This window comes from Thioclava nitratireducens (genome assembly GCF_001940525.2).
In the GTDB taxonomy this organism is placed as follows: domain Bacteria; phylum Pseudomonadota; class Alphaproteobacteria; order Rhodobacterales; family Rhodobacteraceae; genus Thioclava; species Thioclava nitratireducens.
This window is the reverse complement of the sequence record NZ_CP019437.1, coordinates 885,226-910,031: the sequence shown is the minus strand read 5'-3', so window position 1 is coordinate 910,031 and position 24,806 is coordinate 885,226. Positions and strand designations below refer to the sequence as shown.

Below are 24,806 nucleotides of genomic sequence, written 5' to 3'. Positions count from 1 at the left end.
TTCACTCTGCGCTGAGATCGGATGCATCTCTGGCACGCTGCTCGGCTTCCTCGGAAAGGGGAATGATTTCCACAGCGCCGGACCGGATGATCAGCTGTTCGATATTGCGCCGGTGTTCGCTGTGACGTTTCTTGAGCACGGCGATGGACCGTCGGATTTCCGAGTGCGCCTCGTATTGGCGCAGAAGGATAATGGAATCGGCGAGAAAACTGGCATCGATGGTCGTCCTAGGCGGCTCGCCCAAGAGGCCGTGCTGGGTCATGGTGATGATGACCAGAACTTCACGGCGGGTAAGATGCTGCAGCAGCGCCTGCATATGCGTCATCACATGGCTGCGCTCCGGCAGTGCCTCGAGGTAACCGCTGAGACTATCGATGACCACGACGCGGGCGCCGTCATCCACAGCGCTCAGCACCGCATTGGCGAACTCGCCCGGTGAGACCTCGGCGGGATCGAAGTGGCGTAACCTGAGGTGGTCGGTGTCCTCGTAACCCTCCACCTCAAGCCCGACGCCTGCGGAGCGGTTGCGCAGCACTTCGGGGCGCTCCTCGAAAAGGAACATGGCCGCAAGCAGTCCACGCTCGGATGCCGCGCGCGCCAACAGGGTAGCGATGGTCGACTTGCCGGTGCCGGACTGGCCCGAGATCAGCGTGGTGGTGCCGAATTCCAGCCCGCCGCCCAGAAGCTGAGCGAGCGGTTCGTGCGGCGGCTCAAGCCGGTCCTCAAGGGTGGCAGGTTGCGCCTCATGCGGGATGACACGCGGGAAAACCTCGAGCCCGCCAGTGTTAATGCGGAAATCATGCCATCCCTCCCGGAACGGGGCGCCGCGCAGCTTGACGATTGTCAGCCGCCGCTGCGTGATCCCGATGGGCGGCGTCGTGCTGTCGAGTTTGATGACGCCGTGGACCACGCCCTCGGCGTGACGTTCCCCATCCGGATGATCGAGATGGTCAATCAGCAACGCCGTGCAACCGCGCTCGCGCAAGTCGCTGCGGAGCGTGAGAAGCTCGCGCCGGTAAGCTGAATCGGTCGAGGAAAGCATTCGCAACTCCAGCAGGGAGTCGAACACGACAATTTCGGGGTCGGAGTTTTCAAGTTCGCCGCGCACCCCCTCCATCAATTCGACAAGATCGACCTCGTCGCTCTCGACCGAGATGCTCCGCTCGCCTCCGCCGAGTTCGGGCGTGTAGACCTTGACGCCGGACAGATCGAACCCGTGGGACTTCGCGATCATCTCGATTTCAGGCCGGGATTGCGCCACGCTGATAAAGAGCGCGCGCTTCCCGTCGGCAATCCCTTGGGCAAGGAAATGTAGCGCAAGGGTGGTCTTGCCGGTGCCGGGAGCCCCCTCGACGAGCATGATCCGCCCAGCGGGGTAGCCTCCCCTCAGAACTTCGTCGAGGCCGACAACCCCCGTGGACACTCTGCCGTCTTGATCAACCACTTTACCCCCTAACCCGCAGATCCAACGCCAATTCAGGTGGGCCGGCCAAGGCCGACGTCGCCTGATATAAATTGTTTCAAGACATTAAGGTTTCCATGCTGGATCAAAAAATCGCGTTTGGCAATGAAACGGCCCCGTTTGGCGTCCGGGGCTCGCCCTCCGAGACTCCTGCGCAGCCCGACGGAGACCAGCCTGATGCCGGAGCTTCATTCAGCCGCAACTGACGGCCGGTTGCTGCTGCGGTCCCGCCCACCTCGGAGGTTCGGTCCACAGCCATACGTCCTCAGCCGCCGCCCTTCGTGCCAGAGGAGGACGATCGTGATGAGGTTAACCACCGTCAGCAAGATCAGCCCGAGGAGGTGCGTTGACACCCACGGCGCTTCCTTGATCTCTTCTCGGGCCAGCATTTCGACCCAATTGAGGTTGGCCGTCCCCGAGACAAGGTAGAACACAAGTTCGCCAGCCATCTCGGTCAGCGCGTGCAATCCTCAGAGCGTGGCACTAAGCCTGAATGCTTGATGAACGCGGCGTCACGGACTTGCGGACCCGCGACCTGACCTTTTCGATGAAAGGCACGCAATGGACGCAGCGATTACTCACTGGATCAATTCCTTCGCGGGCCACAACGCCTTTGTCGATCAAGCAATGATCGCAATCACTCAAGCGGGTGTGCCGTTCATCGTGCTTGTGGTCGTCCTGCAATGGTGGAGCCGGGAAAACCGACAGCACCTGCGTCACGTAGCGATCTGCGCCGGGCTTGCTTTCCTTTTGGGCCTTGCGATCAATCAGGGCATCCTGCTCTTCCTCCACCGAGTGCGCCCATATGACGCCGGTGTCTCCAACCTTCTTATCGCCAAGAGCGCCGACTGGTCGTTTCCGTCCGACCACGCCACGGCCTCGATGTCAGTCGCCATGGCATTTGCGCTTCAGAGGCTTCCGCGGCGGGCGCTGGCATTCTTCGCGATGGCTTTCCTCATCTGTCTGTCGCGCATTTACGTCGGCACCCACTACGTCACCGACGTTCTGGGAGGCGCCGCCACCGGAATCGTGGCGGCAATCGTCGTCCGGGCGCTTTATCGAGAAAACAGCAAATTCGATCGTTTTGCGAAAAGCATCCTTTAGCGGGAAACACTGCTTTCTGCAGAGAAGTCGTTCACCTGTGGCGAAGCGAAAGCCCGCTTTCCGCCCGGTAGCGGCTTTCTCCGTATTGTTCTCTAATGTCGGTTCTCGTCTGCCGAAATTTCCACGCGTGGATAAAGTCAGCTCTCAGCCGCCCCAGGTTCTCTCGAGCAGCGCCAGCCAGTTGCCATGGGCGAGCCTCTCGATCAGCGGCGCGTCATAGCCATGCGCGCGCATCGCTTCGATCAAGCGCGGCAGCCCTTCCGCATCGCCCAGATCGGGCGGAATCGCCGCTCCGTCGAAATCCGAACCGAGCCCGACGCGGCTCTCGCCCAAGGTCTCGATCAGGTGATCGAGATGGCGCAGCATCGGGTCGAACCCCGCGAAAGGCTCACCCTTGCCGTCTTCGCGCAGAAACCCCAGCGCGTAGTTGAGGCCGACAATGCCGTCGCTCTCGCGGATCATGGCAAGCTGTCGGTCCGTAAGGTTGCGCGACGAGGGACAGATCGCATGCGCATTGGAATGGGTCGCGACCAGGGGCGCATCGGAAAGCGCTGCGACATCGTCGAAGCCTTTCTCGTTCAGATGGCTCAGGTCGATCATGATCTTCAGCCGGTTGCATTCCGTCACCAGCCGTTTGCCCGCCTCGGTCAGCCCGTCCCCGGTATCGGGCGAGGACGGAAACGCAAAGGGCACACCGTTGCCGAAGGCGGTCGGGCGCGACCAGACCGGGCCAAGCGAGCGCAGCCCCATCGCGTGCCAGACATGCAGCAGATCGAGATCGGGCCCGATCGCCTCCGCGCCTTCGAAATGCAGGATCGCGACGATCTTCTTTGCGGCCATCGCGTTGCGGATATCGGCGACAGAACGGCAGATTTTCAGGCTCCCCTCCCGCTCCATCCACATGAGGTGGCCGACCATCTTCATCGCAACGGGCAGTGCGTCCTCGAGCGGAATCTCCTTCGGCAAAGGCAGCGAAAAGGGGGGATTTCGCATGATGGCGTCCAAATCGGGATCGTCATGGGCGACTGGCGACGGAATGTAGACCGCGAAGAACCCGCCCGCGAAACCACCCGCACGCATCCGCGGCAGGTCGAGATGGCCCTCTCCGGTATCGCTTAGCCAAGTCGTCTCGCGGGCCTCCGGGGCGCGCAGCAGGCGCAGAAGGAAATCGTTATGGCCGTCGAAGACCGGAACCGGGGCGCTCATGTGAACTCATCCTCTTTCATTTGGCCTGTGAACGCTTCCGGTGGTTCACAGTGGCATATTTTGCGGCACGGAGGCTGCGAAGATCGGCACCTGGGAGTTCTTCCTCGACGCCCATGTTGATCCGCCGCCGGCCAGTTCTCCATTCATGGGAGATGTAAGCAAGTCGAATTGTTATCCGAAAGCGCAAGCTTGCACGCCGCGATGCCGGGAATTGATCAGGGTCCATTCCAAGAGGCGATCCGGCTGGGCGAGAACGCGCATATCTGGCTGAAGGACTCCGGCTCCGAGCGCAGTTCCGAGCTTGATCCGCCTTACGCGGATCCGGCGCCCTTCGCCGCCGAACTGGTCGAGCTTTACCCGAACCGAACGACCTCGGGCTCTGACTGGCGGCACCCGAGTTTCCGCGCAGCCCCACCCGATGATAGGTCTTGGTCGATACCCTTACCGATATAACCGCTAATGCCGCGCTCTTCCTCGCCTCCGACAAGGCGCGCTTCGTCACCGGCACCGAGATCGCGACCTATCAGCTTGGTGTGCTCGGCGCCGGGGTCATGAAGATCGAGGACCGAACGACCCCGATCAGGCGCGGATGCAAGGCAGCGATCCTCTCAAGGGGCGCTACTCAGCTGAAGGCGGGCGTATTGGAGCGCCCGAGGCTGACCGCCCCCGCGCCCAGCAGGTTCGCGACCACCGGGTTGTCGGTCTTCGCGATCAGGTCCTTCTGCGAGGTCAGCCCGTTCGTCGTCGCATAGCCGCGCTGGTCCACGATCACTTTGATCGTCACCGGCACCCCGGCCAGCGGCCCCGGATCCTCGCCGCGCGCGATGCGGGCATCGACCGCCTCCGCCGCGGCCAGCGTCTCCTCGGGCCGGCACTCGACAACCGCGTTGATCGCAGGGTTCACCGCCTCGAGCCGCGAAAGCCCCGCCTGCGCCACCTCGCGCGCGCTCACCTGACGCGACCGCACGAGCGCCGCGATTTGCGTGGCCCCCAAGGACCAGAGAGCGGGTTCTGCGGTGTCGTTCATGTCGGTAACTCCATCGTGGAAATTGAGGTTGTGCCGACCGATCCGGGCGCGCGCCCTTCGGGCCTAGCCGCGGCAGGTCTCCACGATCACCTCGCGCAGCCAGCGATGCATCGCGGAGTCGTTCTTGCGGGCGGTCCAGACGACCGACAGGTCGAACGGGCCGCGGAACGGGCTTTCGTTGAGAACCAGCCCCTCCATCGTGCGCCCCAATCGACTTGGCATCGTCGCCACGAGGTCGGACTGTCCGAGAAGCGAGGCGAGCCCTGCCGGGCTCGGCACCGTGATCGTGGGTCGCAGAGAATGGCCCGCTGCTTCGATCTCGTTGACATAGGCCGATTTCCAGCCGCCGCCGTAATTGATGTAGACATGGTTGAGCGCCAGATAGCTGTCGACATCGAGCGACCGCCCCGCCATCGGATGCCGCGGGTCCATGAAACAGGCATACTCTTCGGTATAAAGGCGGCGCGAATGAAAGCCGGATTCGCTGCGCGCGAAAGGGCCGACAAGAACGTCGGCTTCCCGGCGCAGAAGGCGCAAATGGCCGTCGCCCAACGCATTCACCACCTCGACCTCGAGATGCGGGGCCTGTTTGCGCAGCTCGGAGACGATCTTCGGGATCATCAGGATGCGCTCGTAATAGTTGCAGGCGATGGTGACCTTGGCGCGAGACTGCGCGGGATCGAACTCTTCAGGCTGCGCAACGTCGTCGAGCTTCTCGAGGATCTCGATTACTTGCTGGAGGATATGTTCGCAGCGCTCCGTCGAGACCTGCCGCCCGCCTTCGCGCACGAAAAGCGGATCCTGAAAATAGGCGCGCAGCTTGGCGATCGTGTAGCTCACCGCCGACTGGTTCACGTCGAGCTTTTCGGCCGCCGCCGTGAAGGAGCCCAGTTCATGGACCAGCCGCAGCGTCTCGAGCGCGGCGATGTCGAGCTTGCCGGGGGATGCGGTCGATTGCGGCATGATGTTCCATCAAATTATTTGATGGTATATACAAGATTCATCTTATTGTTATAAGAAAGACCGCGCCTTACGCATGTCCCCGGAGGAGATTTCGGGAGGACATCATGGCGCTCGCACCGCTGGACGAGGAGATTACGCTCGCGCAACTGACGACGGATCCCTATCCGATCTATCGCCGATTGCGCGCCGAGAGCCCGGTTCTGCGGGTCGCCTCGGCGGGTCGCACGTTCCTGACGACGGCGGAGCTGACCAAGAAGGTGAAGGACAATCCGGAGCTGTTCAGCAGCGACGATCCCAACACCCCGATGAAGCCCGCATTCCGCGCACATACCCTGATGCGCAAGGACGGCGAGGAGCATCTGCGCGAACGCATGGCGATGGCCCCGGCGCTCACGCCGAAGCGGATCCAGACCGATTGGGGGCCGCTCTACGAGAAATTCGCCGAGGAATATGTCGGTCGGTTGCCGCGCGGCGAGACGGTCGATCTGTTCTCCGAGCTATGCGGACCGCTGGCCGCGCGCATCCTCGCCCATGTGCTGGGCATCCCGGAGGCGAGCGACGCGCAGATGCAGCGCTGGTCGCAGCACCTGATAGACGGAGCGGGGAATTTCGGCTGGCAGCCCGAGCCTTTCGCCATCTCGGACAAAGCCAATGACGAGATGGACGCGCTGTTCACCGAGCTGCGCGAAAAGCGGATCGCGGAGCCGGACGGCTCGGCCTATTCGGTGATGCTCAACGCCGAAAACCCGATCCCGATGAGTCAGATCTGGGCCAATATCAAGATCGCGATCGGCGGCGGAATCAACGAGCCGCGCGACGCGCTGGCCACCATCATTTACGGGTTGCTGACCAATCCCGACCAGCTGGAGCAGGTTCGCGCCGAGGGCGCGTGGAGTAAGGCCTTCGAGGAAGGCGTGCGCTGGGTCGCCCCGATTCAGGTCAGTTCGCGGCTCGTGACGGAGGATACCGAGCTTGGCGGCTTCGAGATCCCGAAGGGCGACACGGTGATGACGATCCAGGCCTCGGCCAATCGCGACGAGAGCATCTACGAGAATGGCGAGGAGTATTTCGTCTTTCGCGACAAGAACCCCCATCAGGCTTTCGGCAACGGCCCTCATCACTGCGCAGGCGCCCATATCGCGCGGCGCACGGTGGGCAAGATCATCCTGCCGCTGCTGTTCGACCGCTTCCCCGACATGCGCCTGCCCGATCCCGACGCGGTGATCTGGCGCGGCTTCGGGTTCCGCGGCCCGATCAACCTGCCGGTGGAGCTGAACTGATCCGCGGTTGCGCGGACCGGAGAGAGGAGGAATTCCAATGATTAAAGTGACTTACGTCGCACAGGACGGCACGCGAACCAATATCGACGCCGATGAGGGCGATAGCGTGATGCATGCGGCGGTCTCGAACGATGTCGACGGGATCGTCGGCGAATGCGGCGGCTCGATGATGTGCGCGACCTGCCATTGCTATGTCGACGACGCATGGGCGGAGAAGGTCGGACCGCGCAGCGCGGGGGAGGACGACATGCTCGAAGGCGCGGCATCCGAAGTGACCGAGCGTTCGCGTCTGTCGTGCCAGATCAAGCTGACGCCCGAGCTCGACGGGCTCGTGGTCCATCTGCCCGAGGAACAGTTTTGACCCCCGGGACCGTCACCATAATCGGCGCGGGCCAAGGCGGCTTCCAAGCTGCGATCAGCCTGCGGCAGAACGGCTTCGAGGGCGCGATCACGCTGATCGGCGACGAGCCGGGCTTGCCCTATCAGCGTCCCCCGCTCTCGAAGGTCTATCTGCAGGACGGCAAGGCAGAGGCGCTCTACCTGCGCCCCGAAAGCTTCTTCGAGGCCAAGCGCATCGACTACCTCCCCGGAACGCGCGTGGAGGCCATCGACCGCGCGGCGCAGCGCCTCACTGTCCTGCGCGACGGGGCCGAGAAATCCCTGCCCTATGACCATCTGATCCTCGCCACCGGCACCCGCAATCTGCGCCCGCCGATCGAGGGGATCGCACATGCCTGCGATCTGCGCACGCTGACCGACGCGCAGCGTCTGCGCGAGAAGCTGGACCAACCGGCCCGGATCGCGGTGATCGGCGGCGGCTTCATCGGGCTGGAATTCGCGGCCGTGGCGCGCAAGCTCGGCCATGAGGTCGCGGTCATCGAGGCCGCTCCGCGCCTGATGGCCCGCGCGGTCTCGCAGCGGATGTCGGACCATTTCGCCGACCTGCATCGCGGCTGGGGCACTGCGCTTCATCTGGGCCAGCCTGCCGTGGCGGTGGAGCCCGCGGGCGTGACGCTGGCCGATGGCACGGGGGTCACCGCGGATTTCGTGCTGGTCGCGGCGGGCGTTCGCCCGAACGTGGAGCTGGCCGAGGCGGCGGGGCTCGCCATCGACAATGGCGTGAAAACCGATGCCCGGCTGCAGACCTCGGATCCCGCGATTTCGGCGCTCGGCGACTGCGCGAGCTTCCCCGATCCGCGGGGCCGCGGGCATATCCGGCTCGAGAGCGTGCAGGCCGCCACCGATCACGCGCGGCTGATCGCGAAACGCCTCGCGAAGGGCGACACCGATCCCTATGGCGCGCTGCCGTGGTTCTGGTCGGATCAGGGCGCGTGCAAGCTGCAGATCGCGGGCTACGCGACACCCGACGCGGCGGAGGAGGAGATCGCCGCGGGGATCGTGGGCCGTTTCGACGAACGCGGGCTTGCCGCGATCGAGACCATCGACAACGCGCGGGCCCATATGCGGGCACGCAAGCTCATCGCGTCGCCCGAGCCGGTGACGCGCGCGGATCTGGAGGAGATCGCCGCCTAGCGCGGCACATGAACAACAGGCCCCGGGAGGAGGGGCTCAAACGGTCCAACGGGAGGAGAGACCATGAAACACACGACCCTTAGCGTCGCCACCGCCATCGCGGTCGGGGCAACCATCAGCATCGCGACCGCCGCCGGCGCGCAGGAGCTGAAATACGCGAACTGGGCGCCGCCGACCCATACGATCAACGCAGCCCAGATCGAGCCCCTGGCCAAGGCGCTCTCGGAAGGCACCGACGGGGCGGTAACGCTGCGCGGCTATCACGGCGGCGAACTGGGCGCGGGCCCGGCCGATCAATACGTGCGCGTGCTGCAGGGCACCGCCGATATGGGCTGGGGGCTGCAGGGCTATACCTCGTCGCAATTCCCCAAGAGCCTGATCGCGGAACTGCCGGGTGCGCTGCCGCTCGACGCGCCGGGCTACAAGGCGCTGTGGCAGGCCTTCGACACGATCAAGGGCGAATATCCGCAGACCGAGGTGATCGCGCTCTGGGGGTCGGAGCCCAACATCCTGATGATGCACGACAAGGACGTGCGCACGCCCGCCGATCTCAAGGGTCTGAAGATCCGCGTCGCGGGGTCGATTTCGGCTGCCGCGATGGAAGCGCTCGGCGCGACGCCGGTGCAGATTCCGATGACGCAGGTCTATAACGGGCTACAGACCGGGCTGATCGACGGCGTGGTCAGCGGCGCCTCGGTGCTGTCGGATTTCAAGCTCAACGAGGTCGTGGGCAGCGTGACGACCGGTCCGAACCTCGGACGCCTCGCCTTCTACACGGTGATGAACAAGGCGGCCTATGACGGGCTCTCGCCCGAAGCGAAATCCGCGCTCGACGCGATGAAGGGCGAGAAGATCTCGAAGATGACCGAAGAGGCGTGGATTGCCACAGCGAACAAGGCGCTGGAAGCCGCGCGCGCCTCCGACGCCACCACGGTGATCGACCTCGACGCCGACGGCTCGAAAGCCTTCAACGACGCGCTCGCCGACGTGACCGACACCTACGTGAGCAAGGTCGGCGGCGAGGACACGCTCGCGGCGATGCGGAGCGAGTGATGCTCGCACGCGCGCAGAAACTGGTGGACAGGCTGATCGGCCTGTCCGCGATCATCGGCACGACGGGGTTGATCTTCGTCGTGGCCGTGATCGTCATCGACGTTATCGGGCGCAATTTCGGCATGCCGCTCTACGGCTCGCAGGACCTGATAACGATGACGATGGTGCTGATCGTCTTCGGCGGCATGGCGCTGTGCGACCGACGCGACGGCCATATCGTCGTCGACATCTTCGAGAGCGCCTTCCCCCCTGCCCTGAACCGCGCGATCGATATCTTCTCGGCGCTCCTCGGCGTCGCGATCTTCGTGCTGATCGCGGTGACGGTCTACAAGAGCGCGCAACTGAGCCAGATGCTCAACCTCTCGACCAATCTTCTGAACCTGCCCAATGCGTGGTTCCAATATGCGCTGGTCGCGCTGTCGCTGGTGGGCGCGCTGACAATGTGCCTGCGCGCGCTGCGGCTCATGTCGCGCCACGGCTATGAACATCATTCCGAAAGGGACGTGCTATGACCCCCGCGCTCACCGGATCGCTCGGGCTCGCGCTGTTGCTCGGCATGCTGCTGATGCGTGTGCCGGTGGCCTTCGCGATGTTCGCGGTGGGCTTCGTCGGCATCTGGATCCTGAACGGGCTGCAGGCCGCGACCGGGCTTCTGGCGTCGGAAACCTTCTCGCTGGCCTCCAATTCCGAGCTGATCGTGGTGCCACTCTTCATTCTGATGGGAAATGTCGCGAGCGTGACGGGTATGAGCCGCAAGCTCTATGACGCGGCCTACGCCACCGTCGGCCAGGTGCGCGGCGGTCTGGCGCTGGCGACGGTCGTGGGCTGCGGTGGGTTCGCGGCGCTGTCGGGCTCCTCGGTCGCGTCGGCGCTGACGATGGGCCGCACCGCGCTGGCAGAGATGGACCGCTACGCCTACAGCCCGCGCCTCTCGACCGGCGTCGTGGCCGCGGGCGGCACGCTGGGCATCCTGATCCCCCCCTCGACCGGCTTCGTGATCTACGCGATCCTCACGCAGCAAAGCATCGGACGGCTCTTCATGGCGGGCATCCTGCCCGGGCTTCTGTTGCTGAGCGCCTTCATCCTGACCATCGCGATCCTCTGCCTGCTGCGTGCCGAGATGGGACCGAAAGGCCCCGCGACCAGCGCCGCCGAGAAGGGCCGCGCCTTCCTCGGCGCGATCCCGATCCTGCTGGTGATCGTGCTGACCATCGGCGGCATCTATTCGGGCCTGTTCTCGCCCACCGAAGCGGCGGGCGTCGGCGCCGCCTTCGTGATCGCGATCGGGGCCTTCAGCGGCACGCTGAGCCTGCGCAGCTTCTGGCGCGCGGCGCAGGACAGCATCGTGACCACGGCCTCGGTGATGCTGATCCTGATCGCGGCGCATCTGATCAACCCCTTCGTCGCCCTGAGCCATCTGCCCGCCGAGGTGAGCGACCTTCTGGTCTCCCTCGATCTGGGCCGGGTCGGGACGCTGGTCCTGATCCTCGCGATCTACATGGTTCTGGGCTGCTTCCTCGAAGGACTCGCGATGCTGGTGCTGACCCTGCCGATCTTCCTGCCGGTTATCCTCGATCTCGGGATCGACCCGATCTGGTTCGGCGTGCTGGTGGTGCTGACGCTCGAGATGGGGCTGATCTCGCCCCCGGTGGGGATCAACGTCTTCATCGTGAAATCGGTCGCGCAAAACGTGCCGCTGATCGAGATCTTCCGCGGCGTGCTGCCCTTCTGGTTCGCGATGCTGGTGACCCTTGCAATCCTCGTCGCTGTGCCGGGAATATCGCTGTGGCTGCCCGGGATGATGTGAGGCACAAAGGTTTCAGAGGGCGCCGGTCCGACAATCGCCGCGCCGCGTGACGCAAGATCGAAGTCTCAAAGGGAGGACATTATGAAAGAGATCGGAATGCTGCTGGACGGGGTCTCCGCCCCAGCCGCCTCGGGCGCGACTTTCGACCGGATCGATCCCGTGACCGGAGAGGTCGCCACCCGCGCCGCCGCGGCGGGCCGCGACGATGTCGAGGCGGTGGTCGCGTCTGCCGCGCGCGCTTTTCCCGGCTGGTCCGCGACCGGGCCGAACGGGCGGCGCAAGATCCTGTCGAAAGCCGCCGACGTGATGGAAGCCCGCGCCGAGGACTTCATCCAGGCGGTGATCGCCGAGACCGGCGCGACCGGGCCTTGGGCCGGGTTCAACGTCCATCTCGCGGCAGGCATGATCCGCGAAGCGGCGGCGATGACGACACAGATCGGCGGCGAGATCATCCCCTCCGACAAGCCCGGCACGATGGCGATGGGCGTCGCGCGCGCCAAGGGTGTCTGCCTTGGCATCGCGCCGTGGAACGCGCCTGTCATCCTCGGCACCCGCGCGGTCGCAATGGCGCTCGCCTGCGGCAACACGGTGGTGCTGAAGGCGTCCGAGATGTGCCCCGCGACGCACCGCCTGATCGGCGAGTGTTTCGCCGAGGCCGGGCTCCCCGAAGGGGCGCTCAACGTGGTGACCAATGCCCCCGAGGACGCCGCCGATGTCGTCGAGGCGCTGATCGCGCATCCCGCAGTCAAGCATGTGAACTTCACCGGCTCCTCCGCCGTCGGCCGGATCATCGGGCGGCTCGCGGGCGAGCATCTGAAGCCCTCGCTGCTGGAGCTGGGCGGCAAGGCGCCGCTGATCGTGCTCGACGATGCCGATCTCGACGGTGCGGTGAACGCGGCGATCTTCGGCGCCTTCATGAACCAGGGCCAGATCTGCATGTCGACCGAGCGGATCATCGTCGACGAGAAAGTGGCCGATGCCTTCGTCGAGAAACTCGCCGCCCGCGCCAACGCTCTGCCCGCAGGCGATCCGCGCGGCGAAGTGGCGCTTGGCGCGCTTGTCTCTGAAGCCGCCGCAGAGAAGATGGACGCGCTGATCGCCGACGCCACCGAGAAAGGCGCAAAGCTGGTCGCCGGGGGCTCCCGCGAGGGGACCATCGTCGCGGCGACGCTGCTCGACGGCGTCGCGGAAGGCATGCGCATCTATGCCGAGGAAAGCTTCGGCCCGGTCAAATCGATCATCCGCGTGAAGGGCGACGAAGAGGCGCTGAAAGTCGCCAACGACACCGAATACGGCCTCTCGAGCGCGATCTTTAGCGCCGATGTCTCCCGCGCGATGGCGCTGGCGAACCGGCTCGAAACCGGGATCTGCCACATCAACGGCCCGACGGTCGGCGATGAGCCGCAGATGCCCTTCGGCGGGGTCAAGGCCTCGGGCTACGGGCGCTTCGGCGGACGCGCGGCGATCGCCGAATTCACCGACCTGCGCTGGATCACCGTGGAAGACCCGAAACAGCATTATCCAATCTGATCTGGATTCTGCGATACACGATGAGAGGGAGCCGCCCCCCGGGGCGGCTCCCTTGGCGTTCGACCCATCGGGCGGCTCATCCGAAGCGCCCCGAAACGCCAATCGCGCGAACGTGAACGTGCCGCCAATTATCCGATTGAAATTATCAGAAAAGCCCTTTAGGGAACCTGACGCGCAGTAAAACTGTCGGCACTGTGGTTGCCGCCCCACCTGACGCAGCCGTTTTTTCAACTCGATTAAGACCCCTCGGCCTCGAGTATCAGACCTTCCGCAATGATGATGCTGGCCACACCGGAGAGAGCAAGCTCTTGACCTCAAGTTCCGTCGTGATCCTTGAAGACGATGCCGATGTCCGAACCGTCATCGAACGGGCCATCGCCTCTGAAGGATACCCCTCGAAATCCTTCGGCACGCTTGGCGCGTTGTTCGCCGGAGACGCCCTGACGAGAGCCGATTGCTTTCTCGTCGACATAACCCTCCCCGACGGCTCCGGATTCGACGTCCTACGGGCGATCCGCAGCAAAAATCCCGGGGCGGGCATCATCGTTCTGAGCGGGCGCACCGACGAAATCGATACGGTTCTCGGCCTCGAGCTTGGCGCGGACGACTATGTCTGCAAACCCTTCCGGGCGCGGGAATTGCGCGCCCGGGTCAAGGCCGTGCTGCGACGGACGGCGGACCGTAAGTTTGCGCGAAAAGCGGCGCAGGACAGCCCGGCGGATGTCTTCGAAATCTCGGGCTTGCGGTTCAACCGCCGCGCGCGATGGGTGCGCACCCTTCAGGATTTTAAGATCCCGCTTACGACGCTGGAATACGATGTTCTCCTCGCACTCGCGACCCAGCCGGACACCGTGCTGTCTCGCGATCAGATCATGGACCGGGTCAGGGGGCCGGACTGGGCAGCCTTCGATCGCACCGTCGACGGGGTGATAAGCCGCATTCGCTCCAAGCTGGAGAAAGCCGACGTCTCGCATGGCGCGATCAAGACCATCCGCAACGTCGGCTACGTCTTCACCAGCGAGACCTGACCTGCGGCCCGGAAGCCGGTCGGGCGGCGTGGCCGGAACCCCTTAGCCAGGGAGACGTTTCAGAAGATGAAGCTAAAAAGGCAATCGACCGGCTTGGGAACGTCCCGCGCATCGTATTTTTGATTTCGGGCGTTGCTCTCCAGCAGGCGCCATGTTGCCGCGGAGACTCCGACGTTCGGCTCACCTGTGACACCTCGGCGCGCCAAACCTGGCGCCCCCGTCGATCTGAAATCGGGCACTCCACGCGCAATGCCGAAAGGAAGACATGGCCCGCTCGAATCTCGCCCTGCTCGAAACCCATCCCTGGCACGAGACGTCGCTGGGTCCGGTCGAGGATTGGCCGCCGGAGATGCGCGGGGTGATCGCGGCGATCATGGCGTCCGATTTTCCCGTCTGCACGGGCTGGGGCGACGACACGATCCAGATCTACAACGATGCCTACAACGCGATTTTCGGCGACAAGCATCCCGCCTCATTCGGGGCACCGCTCCGAGACACCTGGCCCGAAATCTGGCCATTCGTCCGCGACAATCTGGGCCACGTTCAAAGGAGCGGCGAGCCGCTTCTGTTTCAGGACACCATGTTGCCGCTGGCGAAGACGGGCCGCCCGGAGGAATGCTACTTCGATTTCTCCTACAGTGCGGTCAAGGATCTGGGCGGGCGGGTGCTCGGCGTCATGTCGATCGCTGTCGAGACCACGGACGCGGTCGTCGCGCGGCGGAGGCAAGTGGTGTCGGAGATCACCGCCACCTCCCATGCCGGCGGCGGCATCCCTGCCTTTTCCGGCGCGCTGCATGCGGTGCTGTCCGACAACGACATGGACTGCCGGGCCGGAATCCTGTTTCGCCTGTCGCCCGAGAACGGCATGCCGCTCGAGGCCGAATGGACCATTCGGGCGGATCCGCAATTCACGGGCGCCCTGCGCCCCGCCGTCGCCGCCGCGCTGTCGGGGAAAAGCGAGCGGATCTTCAACCTGCCGCGCGACGCGCGGAGGCCGGAACTCTCGGATCGGGGGATCGTGATCCCGATCGCGGATGGACGCGCGCAGCTCATCGCGGCGCTTGTGCTGGTGCCGCACGCCTTGGTGCCGATCGACCGGAGCCTCGCCCCCTTCGCGACCCAGCTGTCGCAACGCGTTCACGCCTCACTCCATTCGGCCGAGCTTCTGGAACAGGACCTGCTCCGGGCGCGCGAGCAGATGACCGAGCAGTCGGCGATGTATCAATTCCTTTTCGAAAACATCCGCGACGGGGCGATCTACACGGCGACGAGCGGGAGGCCGGAGGATGACGAATTCGTCCTCGCCCTCAACACCCGGGCTTGCGAAATGCTCGGCTACGACGCGGAAGAGGCGATCGGCATGCATCGCGACGCTTTCTTCTTTCCGGAGGATCGGGATCTGGCTCTGGCACTTCAGGAGAGGAACCGGAACGACGTCTTCGTCGGCGACCTGACTTTCCGGGCGAAGGACGGCAGCCCGGTTCCGGTGGAGGTCACGTCGAATATCGTCGAACTGGCGAAGGGCGAGCGGCGGTCCGTCACCATCATTCGCGATCTCGCCAATCGAACGTCACGGGACCGGGAGCGCGACGAGCGCATGCGCACGGAGGCCCTCGCCAGCTTGACCCGCGCGGTCGCGCATGACTTCAATAACCTGCTGACCGTCGTGCTTGGCAGCCTCGATGCGCTCGAGGAAGGTCTGCCCGAGCAGGACAGCAACCTCAATCTCGTCCAGAGCGCGGTGCGCGCCGCGGAGGAGGCGGGGCGCCTGACGAGCCAGCTCCTCGCCTATTCGCGCCGGACGCCGACGAAGCTGAGAATGCTCCAGATCGGGGCCTTCGTGCAGGAGATCAGACCGCTCCTGATCGCGGCTTTGGGCGACGCCAACCGGCTGGACATCGACATCGGGGAGGACGTGGCGAATTGCTGGGCCGACACCTCGGCCTTGACGTCGGCGCTGATCAACCTCGTCACCAATGCGCGCCACGCGATGACGGGAGATGGCACGCTGTCGATCACAGCGAACGTCGTTTCCGGGACGGGTTTCTATCCCTCGCATGACGGTTACGAACTTCCGCAGGAGGAATACGTGGCCGTGAACGTGCGCGATAACGGTCCCGGCGTTCCGGCCAGCCACCGGGAAAAGATATTCGAGCCGTTCTTCACCACGAAAGGCATCGGCGAGGGAACGGGTCTCGGCCTGCCGACCGTGCTCGATACGGTGCGCCAGATCGGCGGCGATCTAAGGCTCGGGCCCGGCGACGACGACGGGGCGGAGTTCCAGATCCTGCTGCCGCTTGCCACCGGGGCCGATGGCAAGGAGGCCGAGGCGGCCGCTCCGGCGGGGAATGATGAGGTCGTGCTCTACGTTGAGGATAACCTCCTCGTTCGCGAGAAAACGGTGCTGATGCTGCAAAATCTCGGGTTCTCGCCGCTTGTGGCTCGTCACGGGCGGGAGGCGCTGGACTATGCCCGGAGCGATCGGAGGATCGACATCGTGCTCACCGATCTTGTCATGCCGGGCCTATCGGGGCGGGCGCTGGTCAGAGAGCTGGCGCGGCTGCGCCCCGCGCTGCCGGTGGTCATAGCGACCGGCTACGACCCCGATGGCCCGGCCAGCGGGACGGACATGGGCTCGGTTCTGATGAAACCCTATTCGCGGGAAGAACTTGCCGACGCATTGGTGCGCAACTTGCCGTCACCCGGGACAGAGTGAAAGACGCGGGCGCCGGGTTTCAATGGAGCAGGTAGCTCTGCTCCGGCTCCGGCCGCGCGACCTGCTTTGCCGCCAGATGAATTTCGTCGAGGCGCTTATAAGCGAAATCCAAGCCGTCCATGTCGGGAACGATCCGGGCCGTCGCTGCAGGACCGATCAATTTCATCCGCCACGTGGGAAAGACGCGCTCCCGGATCAACCGAATTCTGAGCGGCGTGACGTCGGCATGACGCGCGTCCGAGACGATTTTCGTATAAACGCTTCGGGTTTCCGCCGAAGGGCCTTCGATGGTTTGCAGGAAGTAGGCCCCGTCGAACAGAAGCAGACCGGTGATGCCAAGTCTCTGGTTTCGATCAAGGCTTTCGGAAAGGATCGCGCTTATCCCCTCGATGGGCTTCCGAAGGCAGGAAAAGCTTCGATAGGTAATAGTTAACAGTTCTGTCATGACCAATCTCTTGCTCTTGTCTGGAGAGTTTTGGTCCCGCCTTTCTTCAGTCTGGAGACTGAGCTTGCACGGGAGACATGCATGTCTATGAACCTGCCCCACCAATCCCGTAGGTTGGAAGGGGTTTCGGATCAGGCGGCTGCCTGATCCCCGACCGTCCCGGCCGGGTTGCTCGTTTCCGCGTTCTGGCGACGTCGGCTCTCCTCAAGCCCCCAGTTCAGCAGGACGCGGGCCGCGGCTTCGTCTCGCCCGAGACGACAGCCACAGTCGCAATCATGATGGCGCTCCGCGAGCGTCTTCTTGCGCACCGCGCCGCAGTCCGGGCAGCGCTGTGACGGCTTCAGCTCTCGCGTCTTCGCCTCGAAGAACTCCGCACCAGCTTCTTCCGCTTTGTATCGGAGCATGTTCAAAAAACCGGCCGGAGCCGTGTCCAGGATCGATCGGTTCAGGCCCGCCTTCTGGGCCACATTCCGCCCCGGCGCCTCCGCGGTTCCGCGGGCCGAGCCGGTCATGTTGCGCACAGCCAGCGCCTCGGTCGCGATCAGGCGGTGCCGCCCGACGATCCGCGCGCTCGTCTTGTGCAGGAAGTCCTTCCGGCGCGCAGCGATCTTCGCATGACGACGCGCCAGAGCGCGGCGATGCTTCCGCAGCGCCCGTTGGGAGATCTTTCGCGCCCGGGCCGCGGCCGAGAGCCGGCGCTGCTCAGCCTTGAGGTCCTCGGCCTCGAGATCCCAGTGGCGCGGGTTCGGCAGTTCCTCGAAGGCGCCGTCTTCATGCGCGAGCGTGACAAAAGTCGAGACACCCCAGTCGAGCCCCACCGCCTGACCCTCGGCCGGCGCGCGCTCGGCGCAGCCGGTCTCGACGACCACGTTGAGCATCCAGCCATGGACTGTCCGGGTCACATCGGCCTTGAGCACGCGGCCCGGCGTGCGCGCGATGCCCCGCATCCGCATGCGCCCGATGCCAAACAGCGTGGCATGGCCATGCCGGCCGCCGTCGCGCATCTCGACCCTGAAGCCGTTGCCGTGCTCCTTGTAGCCCCAGCCACGGAAACGCTCGGCGCTCTTGAAGCGCGGGAAGCCCGGCGTTTCCCCCGCGCGCAAGCGGCGAAAGAAAGCCTGGAAGGCGAGATCCAGACGCTTCAGAACGACCTGGGCCTCATGAGTGTGGACGAGCCCGCACCAGCCCTCGAGGCCGAGGCGGATCTCCTTCAACGCCTTTTCCTGGTCGGAGCGCGAGACCCGGGTCTGGCTATGCCGCCAGGCGCCGATCCGCTCCTCGAGCGCGGCGTTCCACAGGTCTTTCAGCATCAGGTGCTTGCGCGCCAGCGCCGCCGCCTGGGCGGGCGACGGATAGAGCTTGAAGGAGAGGGATCGAGTTGCGGTCATGGCCTGAATATTATATTGGTTCCTACATGTCGGATCAATCCTATAGTCGCACAAACAATTGCGTTTTCAGTCTCCACTACCATATGGTTCTGGTGACGAAGCAGCGCCGCGCAGTGCTGACATCCGAAATGCTGAAGGCGGCAGAGGTCGCGATCCGGGAGCGCTGCGATGTTCGCGGCGGCGCGCTGGAGGAGTTCGGCGCGGAGGCCGATCACATCCACATCCTGTTCTCGTTGCCGCCCGCCGAGGCGGTCGCCGATTTTGCAAACGCGGTGAAGACCACCACCTCGCGGCGGCTCCGGAGGGACTTCCCGAGCCTGAAACGCCTTGGCGGTGCCCTCTGGTCTCCGAGCTACTTCGTCAGCAGCTGTGGCAGCGCCCCGCTGGAAGCGATCAAGGGATATGTCCGCTCGCAGGAGCGACCAGACTGACCTCACCAGCCCTGCGGGCTCCCCCACCAATCCCGTAGGTTGGAAGGGGCTTATGGGGAGATCTTCTGGTCAGTGCATGGTCTGACCGTCGCGACAAGCCGTTTTTGCTCTGCGCGCTCGCCTGCGTCGGTCTTGCCACCATCGTCGCGCCGATTGGGTGACTAACAGAAGAAGAACGGCCACCAGACCCGCGACGACGTCGACGAGCAGCGAGAGCCAGATCGAACCGCCCCGCAGAAGCGTGAGCACGAGGCAGACATGGCCCACCAAGCTGCCGATGAAGATATACCCCACCGGCATCAGAGCTCGCACCCCCGCGTTTGTTGTCGCGGATTTTCCAGCCGCGGCGCCACCCGGAGATAGGGCAGGACATATCCCCACCTGTTGCCGACGAGACGCTGGACCTCGGCTTCCTCCATTGTGTCGGGTATGATCACCGGGTCGCCCTCGAACCAGTCGGAGGGCGTCGCGAGCCCGGTCGAGCTATGGAGTTTCACGGCTTCGATCACGCGGAGCGTCTCCTCGACGCTTCTGCCGACATAGATCGGATATTCGAAAATCATCCGGATCTTCATTTGCGGATCCAACAGGAAGGATTTGCGGACCGGCCAGGATTGGTGCTCCTTTTCATGGACCATCCCGAAGAGCGACGCGAAATCTCCACCGATATCGGCAGCGGTCGGGAACCAGACCCGCGCGCCATACAGCTTTTCGATATCGGCGTGCCATGACAGTTGCTCGTCCACGCTCGATCCCGTCAGCCCGAGCACCTTCGCGCCGAGCCGTCTGAACGCTTTCTCGTTCTGCGCCAGCGCGCCGATTTCCGTGGTGCACACAGCCGTATTCGCAGCGGGATGGCCGAAGAGCAGCACCCAGTTGCCTTCCGCCCAGGGCCAGAAATCGATGTCTCCCTGCGTGCTCGGGAGCCTGAAATTCGGGAAGATGTCACCAATTTTGGGCAGCCATTTGACGGTTCTCCGATAGGCGACAGGCAGCCTGATCGGTCGTCCGGTGCTGTCCTTGGGGGCGAAGAATTGCTGACTCATCGAACCTCCTCCTCGTTCAACGTCGCAGCCGATCTTCGCCACGACGTAAACCGGTATCTCCGGTGGTTGAGGCCGGGGTTTGCGTCGCGTTTTCGGAAACTTGTGATTTTTTGCAGAATGTGGCGAAAATTTGGAAAACGTTCGCTTTTTCGACCCGCCGGGCGGTCGCGGCAGACGCTCAGGTGATCTTCGATCCCGTGAACGCCAGGGGCGGCCCACCGCGGACCGCTCGTGAAGGCTGCAACTTCCCATCTTGGCGGAGGGAGGCGTTGACGACGCCCGAGGAGCGGCTTTTCGACACGGGGCCCGCATCGCCCGCGAAGGCTTGACGCTCGACAATGACCGGCGTGCGGCGGCACGCGACCCTCGCGGGGCTTGTTTGCAACGAAAGGACATCTCCGATGACATGCCGTAGATTTCTGCCCGCCACGCTGGTCGTTCTGACGCTTTTGCCGGGCTGCGAAACCTTGACGCCGCAGCAGCGCACGGCGGTCGGGCTGACCGCGGGGGCCGCGGCCGGGTTGATCACCGCCGACGCGCTGGAGGCGAACCGGGACTGGCGGATCATCGCGGCGCTTGCGGGAGCCGCGGCCGGCGTTCTGGTGGCGCAGAACAGCATCACCGATCGCTGCGCCTATTCGAACGGCGACGGCACCTATTACGTCGCCGATTGCCCGCGCTGAGACAGGCCAAGGGGCGCGGCGTTCAGGCCGCCCCCGTCGCACTCACTTGTGGTGATTGGCGACGGCGCGGGCCATCTCGCCCACGATCTGCAACGACGTCCCGTGCGCCACGTCTCCGAGGCTCAACATCCCGACCAGCCGCTTCTTGTCGTCCAGCACCGGCAGCCTGCGGATCTTGCGCTGATCCATCAGGTGCACCGCGTCCTCGATCGTCTCGTCGGTGCGGCAATAGACGACCCCGGGCGTCATCACCTCTTCGGCGCGGGTCTTCGCCGGGTCGAGCCCCTTCGCCACCACGCGCAGCGCGAGATCCCGATCGGTAATCATGCCGATGAGCTTGTCGTTCTTGCCGATCGGCACGGCGCCGATATCGTCCTTCTCCATCTGCAGGGCGATTTCCTTGACCGGGGTGTCGGCATCGGCCCATGCGGCGGGCTCGTGCATCGCGTCACTGATTTTCATGGCATCCTCCTGAACCGAGTCAGACCCGCAGCTTGCCCCACCCAGGGCGGCGCGCATTGACCGCGATCAGCACTTCACAGCCCCGCGCCTTGTCGAGCGTCAATGCCGGGGCGCCGCGAATCCGAGAGAGTGAAGACATCGATGGGAGGAGTGGAAACGGAACGCCATCCGGGAGAGGCATCGAGAGATGCAAACCGCAGATGGTCGAGCCGTGGACACAAGGAGATCTGTCGATCGAAGGGCCATCTCGGCTATGCGAACTCAGGCGCCCACGTGCGGAGCTCGCAGTTTGCGGGATGGTCCTTCGTCATTGTCGGCGTGCGAAGCCGGGCGTCGCTCACGGGCGACGTCCGGTGGCAGCCGCGCTTGCGTCGCGATAACCCCGACCCGGATCAGAGGATGCTCTGCCCCGTCGCAGCCCAGTCCGCGGTGAAGGTTTCGAGCCCCTTGTCGGTCAGCGGATGCTTGACGAGCTCCCCTATCAAGCCGGGCGGCATCGTGCCGGCATCCGCCCCGGCCAGCAAGGCGCCGGTGACGTGGTTTGCGGATCGCAGGGACGCCGCCAGTATCTGCGTATCGAGCGTGGGGTAGGCATCGAAGACCTGCCGGATATCGCGCAGCAGCTGGGTGCCGTCGAGGTTGATGTCGTCGAGGCGCCCGACGAAGGGCGAGACATAGGTCGCGCCTGCCTTCGCCGCGAGGAGCGCCTGGTTCACCGAGAAGCACAGCGTCACGTTGGTCTCACGGCCCTCTTCCCGCAGCGTGCGGCAAGCCCGGAGCCCCGCCATTGTGAGCGGCACCTTGATGCAGACGTTGGGCGCGATCTTACCGAGTACTTCCGCCTCGCGCATCATCGTCTCGTAATCGGTGCCCGCGACTTCGGCGGAAACCGGGCCGTCGACCATTGCGGCGATCTCGGCGATCGCGTCGCGGATATGCGCACCACTCTTGGCGATCAGGCTCGGATTGGTGGTCACCCCGTCGATCAGATGCGCCTCCGCAAGCGCGCGGATCGCCTCGATATCGGCGGTGTCAGCGAAAATCTTCATGTCGTTTCCTTTCGTCGTCAACTCGGGTGGACGGTTCAGTGACCGGTGAGGATGAGGTCGGCCTCGACGCTCTGCTCAAGCACGCGGCGCGCGTTTTCGAGGTCGTTCCGGCTGGCCCGGGCAAGCGCGTCCTCGGGGGATAGCCCGTGCTCGATCCAACGCGCGACGAGCCGGGACTTGAGCACCTCCATGGGCGGCGCGAGCATCACCGTCGCGTCGAACAACGGCGCGAGCCCGGCCCAGTCGCCGCCGCCGAACAGCAGGTAATTCCCCTCGACGATCACGATCCGCCGGTCCGGGCTCAACACGCCGGCCTCCGGAAGCGTCCGGTCCTTCGCGCGGCTGAACAGCGGGTAGCGGATCTCCCTCCCGTCATCGCGCAACCGGCGCACCAATGCCTTGAACCCGGCGACGTCGAAGGTCTCGGGCGCGCCTTTCACCGCGCGCAAGTTCCGCCTGTCGAGTTCTTCATTGTCGAGATGGAACCCGTCCATCGGCACGAGCGCCGCCGCATCCGCCGCCCGCCCGCGGGCGTTCAGCGCCGCGGTCACGGCTTCGGCCATCGTCGATTTCCCCGACCCGGGCGGCCCCGCGATGCCAATCAGAACCCGCCCGTGGTCGCGGGGCTGCCTGTCCACCAGATCGAGAATGGCCTTCAGCTGTGCCTCGGTCGTGCTCATCGCTCAGGCCGCCTCTGTCGCGCCGTCGGGTGTTTTGGCGCCTGTCATGAAGGCGACGGCGTCCGACATCGAGTGTTGCTTCGGGTCGATGACGCAGAGCCGTTTGCCCAGCCGGTGGACGTGGATCCGGTCGGCGACCTCGAAGACATGGGGCATGTTGTGCGAGATCAGGATGATCGGCAGCCCTTTCGCCTTCAGATCGAGGATCAGGTTCAGCACCTGGCGGCTCTCCTTGACGCCGAGCGCCGCGGTGGGCTCATCCATGATGATCACCTTCGAGCCGAAGGCCGCCGCACGCGCGACCGCCACGCCCTGGCGCTGACCGCCCGAGAGGGTCTCCACCGCCTGATCGATATCCTGAATGGTCATCAGGCCCAGATCGTTCAGCTTCTGGCGGGCGAAGGCGCGCATCGCGGGCTTGTCGAGCATCCGCAGCCATTTGCCCATCGCGCCCGGCTTGCGCAGCTCGCGCCCGACGAACATGTTGTCGACGATCGAGAGCGCGGGCGACAGCGCGAGCGTCTGGTAGACCGTCGCGATCCCGGCATCCTGCGCCTCGAGCGGGCTGCGGAAGCTGATCGGCTTGCCTTCGAGACGGATCTCTCCCTCGTCGGCGGAAACCGCGCCGGAGATCGCCTTGATGAGCGAGGATTTCCCGGCCCCGTTATCCCCGATCACGGCGAGGATTTCGCCCGGATAGAGATCGAAGTCGCATTCGTCGAGGGCGGTGACGCGGCCATAGCGTTTGACCAGACCGCGCGCGGTGAGAATGGGCTCTTGCGTCATGCCGATACCTTTCTGATCCATTGGTCGATGGCGACCGCGATGATGATGAGCCAGCCGATCGCGAAGACCTGCCAGAGCACGTCCACATTCGCGAGCCGCAGACCGGACTGGAACACGCCCACGATCAGCGCGCCGAACAGCGCCCCGAGGATCGAACCGCGCCCGCCGAAGAGCGAGATCCCCCCGATCACCACGGCGGTGATGGAATGCAGGTTCGCCTCGTAGAAGGCCTGCGGCGAGATCGACCCGACCCGGCCGATCGAGGCCCAGGCGGCGATCGCACAGACGAGCCCGGCCATGCCGTAGACCGACAGCAGCGTGCGGTCGGTGCGGATGCCCGCAAGCTCCGCCGCCTCCTTGTCGTCGCCCACCGCGTAGACGTGGCGCCCCCAGGCGGTCTTGTTCAGCAGATACCAGAGCACCAGGAACACCGCGACCATCAGGATCGAGCCATAGGTCAGCCGGGCATTGCCCACCGCGATGGTGTTGCCGAAGAATTTCAGAAGCGGCGCGAACTTGTCGATATCCTGCGAGCGGATCGACTGCGCGCCCGACAGCCACAGGTTCAGCGCGTAGAAGATCGACCAGGTGCCCAGCGTGGTGATGAAGGGCGGCAGCTTCACCTTGGTCACCAGAAAGCCGTTCATCAGCCCCGCCCCGGTGCCGCCCGCGAAGGAGATCAGCAGCGCCAGCGGTGCCGGCACGCCCATATAGACAGCGAGGTTGCCCGCCACGACCGACATCAGCACCATGATCGCCGCGACCGACAGGTCGATCCCCGCGGTCAGGATGATCAGCGATTGCGCCGCGGCGAGAATGCCGATGATCGAGACCTGCTGCATGATCAGCGTCAGGTTGAAGGCCGAGAAGAACTTGCCCCCCGCCACAAGGCCGAACACGGCGATGGACAACAGCAGCACGATCACCGGCACCATCGTCGGGTTGCCGTGCAGCCCGTGCTGGATCGTGCCGAGAAGCCCGCGTTTCTTTCCCTTGAAGGCCGCGACGGTCTTGTCGCTCTTATCGAGCTCGTGCTCGAAGGACTGGCCGCGAGGCGGAGCGGTCTGGGTCATGTCCGTCATCCTCTTTGTGCAATATGGGGTGAGGGGCCGTGATCCGGCCCGAAG

26 protein-coding genes are annotated in these 24,806 nt (G+C 64.6%); 13 read left to right on the top strand and 13 right to left on the bottom strand.

What is annotated here, in order from left to right; translation table 11 throughout:
• Position 1: 1 nt before the first annotated feature.
• Entirely contained in the window at positions 2 to 1,444 is a 1,443-nt protein-coding gene (locus BMG03_RS04565; RefSeq protein WP_075777406.1) for a DUF7125 family protein, read from the bottom strand.
• Between the two features lie 579 nt (positions 1,445 to 2,023).
• Here BMG03_RS04565 and BMG03_RS04555 point away from each other — a divergent pair.
• A complete protein-coding gene (locus BMG03_RS04555) occupies positions 2,024 to 2,566 on the top strand; it encodes a phosphatase PAP2 family protein (protein ID WP_075777404.1) in 543 nt (180 codons plus the stop codon).
• Between the two features lie 144 nt (positions 2,567 to 2,710).
• Here the strand turns inward: BMG03_RS04555 and BMG03_RS04550 are convergent, their stop codons facing one another.
• Positions 2,711 to 3,772 carry a dipeptidase gene (locus BMG03_RS04550; protein WP_075777403.1) on the bottom strand — a complete coding sequence of 354 codons (1,062 nt, stop codon included), beginning with the start codon at positions 3,770 to 3,772 and terminating at the stop codon, positions 2,711 to 2,713.
• Between the two features lie 201 nt (positions 3,773 to 3,973).
• Between BMG03_RS04550 and BMG03_RS20635 the strand changes: the two genes are divergently transcribed.
• Positions 3,974 to 4,225, top strand: coding sequence for an amidohydrolase family protein (locus BMG03_RS20635; RefSeq protein WP_157771546.1), 252 nt, complete (start codon positions 3,974 to 3,976; stop codon positions 4,223 to 4,225).
• Positions 4,226 to 4,394: 169 nt separating this feature from the next.
• On the opposite strand, the gene BMG03_RS04545 is transcribed toward BMG03_RS20635, so the two are convergent.
• Entirely contained in the window at positions 4,395 to 4,799 is a 405-nt protein-coding gene (locus tag BMG03_RS04545) for an amidase family protein (RefSeq protein ID WP_077701110.1), read from the bottom strand.
• Between the two features lie 63 nt (positions 4,800 to 4,862).
• Positions 4,863 to 5,762, bottom strand: coding sequence for a LysR family transcriptional regulator (locus tag BMG03_RS04540; protein WP_075777402.1), 900 nt, complete (start codon positions 5,760 to 5,762; stop codon positions 4,863 to 4,865).
• A gap of 104 nt (positions 5,763 to 5,866) precedes the next feature.
• On the opposite strand from BMG03_RS04540, the gene BMG03_RS04535 reads away from it, so the two are divergent.
• The 9 genes from BMG03_RS04535 to BMG03_RS04495 all read left to right on the top strand — a co-directional run bounded on the left by BMG03_RS04535 (position 5,867) and on the right by BMG03_RS04495 (position 16,709).
• On the top strand, positions 5,867 to 7,042 hold the full coding sequence (locus BMG03_RS04535; RefSeq protein ID WP_075777401.1) for a cytochrome P450: 1,176 nt from the start codon (positions 5,867 to 5,869) through the stop codon (positions 7,040 to 7,042).
• A gap of 37 nt (positions 7,043 to 7,079) precedes the next feature.
• Positions 7,080 to 7,403 carry a 2Fe-2S iron-sulfur cluster-binding protein gene (locus BMG03_RS04530; RefSeq protein ID WP_075777400.1) on the top strand — a complete coding sequence of 108 codons (324 nt, stop codon included), beginning with the start codon at positions 7,080 to 7,082 and terminating at the stop codon, positions 7,401 to 7,403.
• Positions 7,400 to 8,575, top strand: coding sequence for an NAD(P)/FAD-dependent oxidoreductase (locus BMG03_RS04525; protein ID WP_075777399.1), 1,176 nt, complete (start codon positions 7,400 to 7,402; stop codon positions 8,573 to 8,575). Before BMG03_RS04530 ends, BMG03_RS04525 begins: the two co-directional genes overlap by 4 nt.
• Before the next feature lie 63 nt (positions 8,576 to 8,638).
• Positions 8,639 to 9,628, top strand: a complete 990-nt coding sequence (locus BMG03_RS04520) for a TRAP transporter substrate-binding protein (protein ID WP_075777398.1) — start codon at positions 8,639 to 8,641, stop codon at positions 9,626 to 9,628.
• The gene (locus BMG03_RS04515; protein ID WP_075777397.1) at positions 9,628 to 10,140 is read left to right on the top strand and encodes a TRAP transporter small permease; all 513 of its coding nucleotides are present in this window, start codon (positions 9,628 to 9,630) and stop codon (positions 10,138 to 10,140) included. The genes BMG03_RS04520 and BMG03_RS04515 overlap by 1 nt, the downstream gene beginning before the upstream one ends.
• Positions 10,137 to 11,435 (top strand): TRAP transporter large permease, encoded by a 1,299-nt coding sequence (locus BMG03_RS04510; RefSeq protein ID WP_075777396.1) that lies wholly within the window; start codon positions 10,137 to 10,139, stop codon positions 11,433 to 11,435. Before BMG03_RS04515 ends, BMG03_RS04510 begins: the two co-directional genes overlap by 4 nt.
• Positions 11,436 to 11,516: 81 nt before the next feature.
• Positions 11,517 to 12,965, top strand: a complete 1,449-nt coding sequence (locus tag BMG03_RS04505) for an aldehyde dehydrogenase (protein WP_075777395.1) — start codon at positions 11,517 to 11,519, stop codon at positions 12,963 to 12,965.
• A gap of 308 nt (positions 12,966 to 13,273) precedes the next feature.
• Positions 13,274 to 13,993: a response regulator transcription factor gene (locus tag BMG03_RS04500; RefSeq protein WP_075777394.1), complete on the top strand. Its 720-nt coding sequence runs from the start codon at positions 13,274 to 13,276 to the stop codon at positions 13,991 to 13,993.
• A gap of 265 nt (positions 13,994 to 14,258) precedes the next feature.
• Positions 14,259 to 16,709: a PAS domain-containing sensor histidine kinase gene (locus BMG03_RS04495; protein ID WP_075777393.1), complete on the top strand. Its 2,451-nt coding sequence runs from the start codon at positions 14,259 to 14,261 to the stop codon at positions 16,707 to 16,709.
• Between the two features lie 19 nt (positions 16,710 to 16,728).
• Here the strand turns inward: BMG03_RS04495 and BMG03_RS04490 are convergent, their stop codons facing one another.
• On the bottom strand, positions 16,729 to 17,154 hold the full coding sequence (locus tag BMG03_RS04490) for a BLUF domain-containing protein (RefSeq protein ID WP_075777392.1): 426 nt from the start codon (positions 17,152 to 17,154) through the stop codon (positions 16,729 to 16,731).
• 131 nt (positions 17,155 to 17,285) lie between these two features.
• Complete coding sequence (locus tag BMG03_RS04485) at positions 17,286 to 18,542, bottom strand: RNA-guided endonuclease InsQ/TnpB family protein (RefSeq protein ID WP_075777391.1); 1,257 nt, start codon at positions 18,540 to 18,542, stop codon at positions 17,286 to 17,288.
• Between the two features lie 26 nt (positions 18,543 to 18,568).
• Between BMG03_RS04485 and tnpA the strand changes: the two genes are divergently transcribed.
• A complete protein-coding gene (gene tnpA, locus BMG03_RS04480) occupies positions 18,569 to 18,973 on the top strand; it encodes an IS200/IS605 family transposase (RefSeq protein ID WP_075777424.1) in 405 nt (134 codons plus the stop codon).
• Positions 18,974 to 19,042: 69 nt separating this feature from the next.
• Here tnpA and BMG03_RS04475 read toward each other — a convergent pair whose 3' ends face one another.
• Positions 19,043 to 19,273: a hypothetical protein gene (locus BMG03_RS04475; RefSeq protein WP_075777390.1), complete on the bottom strand. Its 231-nt coding sequence runs from the start codon at positions 19,271 to 19,273 to the stop codon at positions 19,043 to 19,045.
• On the bottom strand, positions 19,273 to 20,061 hold the full coding sequence (locus BMG03_RS20515) for a peroxiredoxin (RefSeq protein WP_167733385.1): 789 nt from the start codon (positions 20,059 to 20,061) through the stop codon (positions 19,273 to 19,275). Before BMG03_RS20515 ends, BMG03_RS04475 begins: the two co-directional genes overlap by 1 nt.
• 359 nt (positions 20,062 to 20,420) lie before the next feature.
• Between BMG03_RS20515 and BMG03_RS04465 the strand changes: the two genes are divergently transcribed.
• Complete coding sequence (locus BMG03_RS04465; RefSeq protein WP_075777389.1) at positions 20,421 to 20,702, top strand: glycine zipper 2TM domain-containing protein; 282 nt, start codon at positions 20,421 to 20,423, stop codon at positions 20,700 to 20,702.
• A 42-nt stretch (positions 20,703 to 20,744) separates the two neighbouring features.
• Here the strand turns inward: BMG03_RS04465 and BMG03_RS04460 are convergent, their stop codons facing one another.
• The 5 genes from BMG03_RS04460 to BMG03_RS04440 all read right to left on the bottom strand — a co-directional run bounded on the left by BMG03_RS04460 (position 20,745) and on the right by BMG03_RS04440 (position 24,752).
• Positions 20,745 to 21,164: a CBS domain-containing protein gene (locus BMG03_RS04460; protein WP_075777388.1), complete on the bottom strand. Its 420-nt coding sequence runs from the start codon at positions 21,162 to 21,164 to the stop codon at positions 20,745 to 20,747.
• Positions 21,165 to 21,556: 392 nt separating this feature from the next.
• Positions 21,557 to 22,213, bottom strand: coding sequence for a fructose-6-phosphate aldolase (gene fsa, locus BMG03_RS04455; protein WP_075777387.1), 657 nt, complete (start codon positions 22,211 to 22,213; stop codon positions 21,557 to 21,559).
• A gap of 35 nt (positions 22,214 to 22,248) precedes the next feature.
• The gene (locus BMG03_RS04450) at positions 22,249 to 22,893 is read right to left on the bottom strand and encodes a nucleoside/nucleotide kinase family protein (protein WP_077701106.1); all 645 of its coding nucleotides are present in this window, start codon (positions 22,891 to 22,893) and stop codon (positions 22,249 to 22,251) included.
• A gap of 3 nt (positions 22,894 to 22,896) precedes the next feature.
• Entirely contained in the window at positions 22,897 to 23,679 is a 783-nt protein-coding gene (locus BMG03_RS04445) for an ATP-binding cassette domain-containing protein (RefSeq protein WP_075777669.1), read from the bottom strand.
• Entirely contained in the window at positions 23,676 to 24,752 is a 1,077-nt protein-coding gene (locus BMG03_RS04440; RefSeq protein ID WP_075777671.1) for an ABC transporter permease, read from the bottom strand. The genes BMG03_RS04445 and BMG03_RS04440 overlap by 4 nt, the downstream gene beginning before the upstream one ends.
• Positions 24,753 to 24,806 lie beyond the last annotated feature (54 nt).